5 protein-coding genes are annotated in these 4,629 nt (G+C 61.8%); all 5 read left to right on the forward strand.

The features are described 5' to 3' along the window. Positions 1-61 precede the first annotated feature (61 nt). The 5 genes from surE (at position 62) to rpoS (ending at position 4,609) form a co-directional block, all read left to right on the forward strand. Positions 62-811, forward strand: coding sequence for a 5'/3'-nucleotidase SurE (gene surE, locus QZ501_RS14840; protein ID WP_095617535.1), 750 nt, complete (start codon positions 62-64; stop codon positions 809-811). Continuing rightward, positions 812-1,468, forward strand: coding sequence for a protein-L-isoaspartate(D-aspartate) O-methyltransferase (locus QZ501_RS14845; RefSeq protein ID WP_151438977.1), 657 nt, complete (start codon positions 812-814; stop codon positions 1,466-1,468). Beyond that, the gene (locus QZ501_RS14850; protein WP_295720593.1) at positions 1,465-2,403 is read left to right on the forward strand and encodes a DUF368 domain-containing protein; all 939 of its coding nucleotides are present in this window, start codon (positions 1,465-1,467) and stop codon (positions 2,401-2,403) included. The genes QZ501_RS14845 and QZ501_RS14850 overlap by 4 nt, the downstream gene beginning before the upstream one ends. Before the next feature lie 344 nt (positions 2,404-2,747). Further along, on the forward strand, positions 2,748-3,518 hold the full coding sequence (locus tag QZ501_RS14855; protein WP_225741627.1) for a peptidoglycan DD-metalloendopeptidase family protein: 771 nt from the start codon (positions 2,748-2,750) through the stop codon (positions 3,516-3,518). Between the two features lie 80 nt (positions 3,519-3,598). Further along, complete coding sequence (gene rpoS, locus QZ501_RS14860; protein WP_225741628.1) at positions 3,599-4,609, forward strand: RNA polymerase sigma factor RpoS; 1,011 nt, start codon at positions 3,599-3,601, stop codon at positions 4,607-4,609. Positions 4,610-4,629 lie beyond the last annotated feature (20 nt).

The following is a 4,629-nucleotide window of genomic DNA, read 5'->3' on the forward strand; positions in this document are numbered from 1 at the left end:
GTGGCTTTGCCACGGTGGTAATGACTGAGATTCTGGATCTGGAGGACGGTTCCCGAACGCCATGAAATTGCTGCTTTCCAATGACGACGGTGTCTATTCCCCGGGGCTCAAGGCACTCTACGACGCTCTGGAGGACCTGGGGGACGTGCGTGTTGCCGCCCCGGACCGGGATCACTCCGGCGCCAGCAACGCACTGACCCTGACACGGCCGCTTTCCGCGACCGATGTACCCGGTGGTTTCACGGCCATCGACGGTACGCCCACGGACTGCGTTCATCTGGGCATCGGGGACATGTTCGGGATTGAATTCGACCGGGTCATCTCCGGTATCAATACCCACTCCAACCTGGGTGATGACATCCTTTACTCGGGGACGGTGGCTGCTGCGGTTGAAGGGCGTCTGCTGCATCATCCGCCGATTGCGGTTTCGCTGGCCAACCAGGGTAACTGGCGTTTCGATACGGCGGCGCGGGTGGTCCGCAGCCTGCTGCTGCGCCCGGATCCGCTGGCAGTGCCGCCCAGAACGGTCCTCAATGTGAATGTACCGGATGTGGATTGGCATGAGCTCAGGGGCTTCCAGATCACGCGCCTGGGCCATCGTGGCCGGGGGGAGCTGCCCCAGCGGGTCCACTGTCCGCGTGGACGCGAGCGGATGTGGATCGGTGCCGCCGGGGACGAGGATGATGCCGGCCCTGGTACGGACTTCCACGCCATCCGTGAGGGCTACGTGTCCATTACACCGGTGAAAGTGGACATGACCCACTATGATACGTTCCAGAACCTGAACGACTGGCTGAAAGACGGACTCTGAATGAATACCGAACTCCAGGGGATCGGCATGACCTCCCAGCGCACCCGGATGCGGCTGGTGGAGCGTCTCAGTGATGAAGGCATACAGCGTGTGGAAGTGCTGGACGCCATCGCGAATGTGCCCCGGCACATCTTCCTGGATGAGGCGCTGTCACACCGTGCCTATGAGGACACGGCGCTGCCCATCGGCTACCAGCAGACCCTGTCCCAGCCCTATGTGGTCGCACGCATGACCGAGATGCTGCTGGCTGCCGGCGCCACGCGAATCCTTGAGCTGGGCACCGGATCCGGCTACCAGGCGGCCATCCTGGCGTATCTCGGCAAGGAGGTTTACAGCATCGAGCGCATTGGTGGTCTTCATCGCCAGGCCCGGGAGCGCCTGCAGCGGCTGGGTTATCGCAATGCCCACCTGCGCCTGGGGGATGGCAGCCAGGGTTGGCCGGAAGCCGCGCCCTTTGACGGCATGATCCTGACGGCAGCGCCCGGGGATATACCGGCAGCGCTGTACGATCAGCTGGCGGACGGCGGCAGCATTGTGGCACCGCTCGGCCGTGATACCCAGATGCTGACCCTGATCACCCGCAACGGGGACGAATTCGAGCGCCGGGAGATTGAGCCGGTGCGCTTCGTGCCCGTGCTCGGTGGCGTGGTGCGATGAACCGGACCCACACCCAGTCCGCTCCCGGTATTGTGGTGCGAGGTTGTCTCATGGGGGCTGCGGATATCGTGCCGGGGGTGTCCGGCGGCACCATGGCGTTGATCACCGGTATCTATCAGCGGCTGCTGGCCGCGCTTGGCAATATCCCAGCAGCGGCGCTGACCCTGGTGCGCGACCGCAGCCTGGTCCGGGCCTGGCAGACCATGGACGCAAACTTCCTCCTGCTGCTTCTGGGCGGCATTCTCTTCAGCGTTGTGACCCTGGCGCACGGTATCGGGACACTGCTGGATGAGCATCCGATGCTGGTCCGTGCTTTTTTCTCCGGCCTGATCATTGGGGCAGTCCTCCATGTGGGGCGGCAGATTCCCCATTGGTCACTGACTGCCGGGATGGGGCTGGGCCTGGGGACCCTCGTGGCCTGGGGCATTGCCCAGCTGACGCCCGCCACCCTGGCCCTGACACCGTTGATCGCTTTTGGGGCCGGATTTGTGGCCATCTCGGCGATGGTTCTCCCTGGTATTTCCGGCAGCTTCATCCTGCTTCTGCTCGGTCTCTACGAGCCGATCCTCGATGCCATCCGCGAGCCTGCTCTGGCAACGCTGGCGGTGTTTGCCGGTGGCTGCGCGCTGGGGCTGGTTGCCATGGCCCGCCTGGTGGCGGCGACCCTGGCCCGCTTTCCCGCTGTGACGCTGGCGGTTCTGACCGGTTTCATGGTCGGTTCGCTTACCAATCTGTGGCCCTGGAAGCGCGCAGTGGCCTGGCGCACCGGCTCGGGCGGGGAAGCCGAGCCACTGCTGTATGAGAATCTTGCGCCCTGGCGCTATACGGAGTTGACGGGTGCTGCTTCCCAGACCTGGATGGTGCTGGTGCTGGCGTGTCTGGGGCTGGGGCTGATCCTGCTGGTTGAGTGGTTGGGTCGTTGTGGCAAGTCGTAACTGGTTGCCTGGCCGTGCGGGGCATACACTTGAGACGGATCACGCGACAGTCGGAAGTAACGCACGGCTTTTGCGTGATCTGTTACGCCCACTGTTCCCACAGGTAACAGTTCGGGGTGGGTGGGTAACTGAATTCTGGGTAAAAATTATCCTGACAAAAGAGCGGTTTACCCGCGTCTCCTCAGAGGCTCGTGAATATTCAGGATTTTTTTAGAATAAAAACATAGAATCAATAGCGGAAAGTTCTAGTACGGATGGGGTTCAACACGGTCAGAAAGGCTGTACGGAACCAGGCGGGAACCGGGATTCGAACAATCCGAAAACCGCTCCTGGCCGTTCTGGTATTGCTTCTGGTTGGTGGCTGCAACTCCACGGATCTGCTCCTCGACAGTGATTACAACCCCAGAGTGAACTGGGGGCATCACCGTGTCTCGAAGGGTGAAACCCTTTACAGCATCGCCATGCGTTATGGCTGGGATTACCGCAGACTCGCGGCTGCCAACGATATCGAGCCCCCCTATGAGATCCATCCCGGTCAGGTGATCCAGTTCGACGTTGAGGCGCCGGATGACTTCAGGCGCTCCGGTGGTGGCTCGGCTTCATCCCCATCATCCGGCACCGCTTCATCGTCAACCGGACGGGCGTCCGGATCATCCGGGCAACCCGCAGACCAGACGCGGGCGTCACCCCAGGCTTCCCGGAGTAACAATGCGTTACAGGCATCTGATGAAGCGTCATCCGAAATCGATTGGGCATGGCCCCATTCTGGCCCGATTATTGCGAAATATTCATCCGACGGCTCCGATGTGAACAAAGGTGTTGATATCGGAGGTGACGCGGGAGACCCCGTCAGGGCCGCTGCGGATGGCAGCGTGGTTTACGCCGGGAACGGGTTGCTGGGTTACGGCAACCTCATCATCGTGAACCACAGCGAGACCTTCCTCAGCGCCTATGCCCACAACCGGACGATCCTGGTGGAAGAGGGTCAGAACGTTGGGCAGGGCGATACCATCGCCGAGATGGGGGATTCGGGCGCCGACAGGATCATGCTCCACTTCGAGATACGGAGACGGGGCGATCCGGTTAACCCGATGCAGTACCTTCCGCGTCGCTGATCCGGGACTTGCGGCCCATAAGAAGTCGAACAAGGCCGGAAGTGTTCAAGGGGTAGATCAGTTAACGCAGGGTGAAAGCTATGTCGGAAGAGATGGTTCAGGAAGCAGCGCTCGATGCATCGGCGGAAGAGGCGGTGATGGATCCGGAAGAGGCCGTGGCCGCCAGCGAAGAAGCCACAAAGCTGGATGGGGATGCGGCAGCGCTTGAACGTGCCCGCTCCAGAACGTCGCGTTACAGCTATACCAGCCGCCAGCAGCAGGCGGATGCCACACAGCTCTATCTCAACGAGATCGGGTTTTCACCGCTGCTCACACCGGAAGAGGAAAAGCACTACGCCCGGCTTGCACGTGATGGCGACGAAAGCGGCCGCCGGCGCATGATCGAAAGCAATCTGCGCCTGGTTGTGAAAATCGCCCGGCGTTACGTCAACCGCGGCCTGACGCTGCTGGACCTGATCGAGGAAGGCAATCTGGGTCTCATCCGGGCCGTGGAAAAGTTCGATCCGGAGCGTGGTTTCCGGTTCTCCACCTACGCGACCTGGTGGATCCGCCAGACCATTGAGCGGGCCATCATGAACCAGACCCGTACCATCCGCCTTCCCATCCACGTGGTGAAGGAACTCAACCTCTACCTGCGGGCGTCGCGTGAGCTCAGCCAGCAGCTGGATCACGAACCCACCGCTGAGGAGATCGCAGAGAAGTGCGAGAAGCCGGTGAAGGACGTGAAACGGATGCTGGGGCTCAATGAACGGGTTGCCTCCGTGGATACACCCATCGGGCACAATGGCGACAAATCCCTGCTCGACACGGTTCCGGACGAAGGCTCGGCAGACCCGGCCGCGCTGCTGCAGGAGAGTAACATCAAGGGCTGCCTGGGGCAGTGGGTTGAGCAGCTCAGCGAAAAACAGCAGGAAGTACTCTGCCGCCGTTTCGGTCTGCGGGGCTACTCGACCATGACCCTGGAACAGGTGGGCGCCGAGATCGGGCTGACCCGGGAGCGGGTGCGCCAGATCCAGGTCGAGGCCCTGCGCCGCCTGCGCGAAATCCTGGAAAAGGAAGGGCTTTCCTGCGACATGCTCTTTGAGGGCTGATCAGCCCCTGCCGTAGAGGC

This window comes from uncultured Halovibrio sp. (assembly GCF_913056445.1).
Lineage (GTDB): Bacteria > Pseudomonadota > Gammaproteobacteria > Pseudomonadales > Oleiphilaceae > Halospina > Halospina utahensis_B.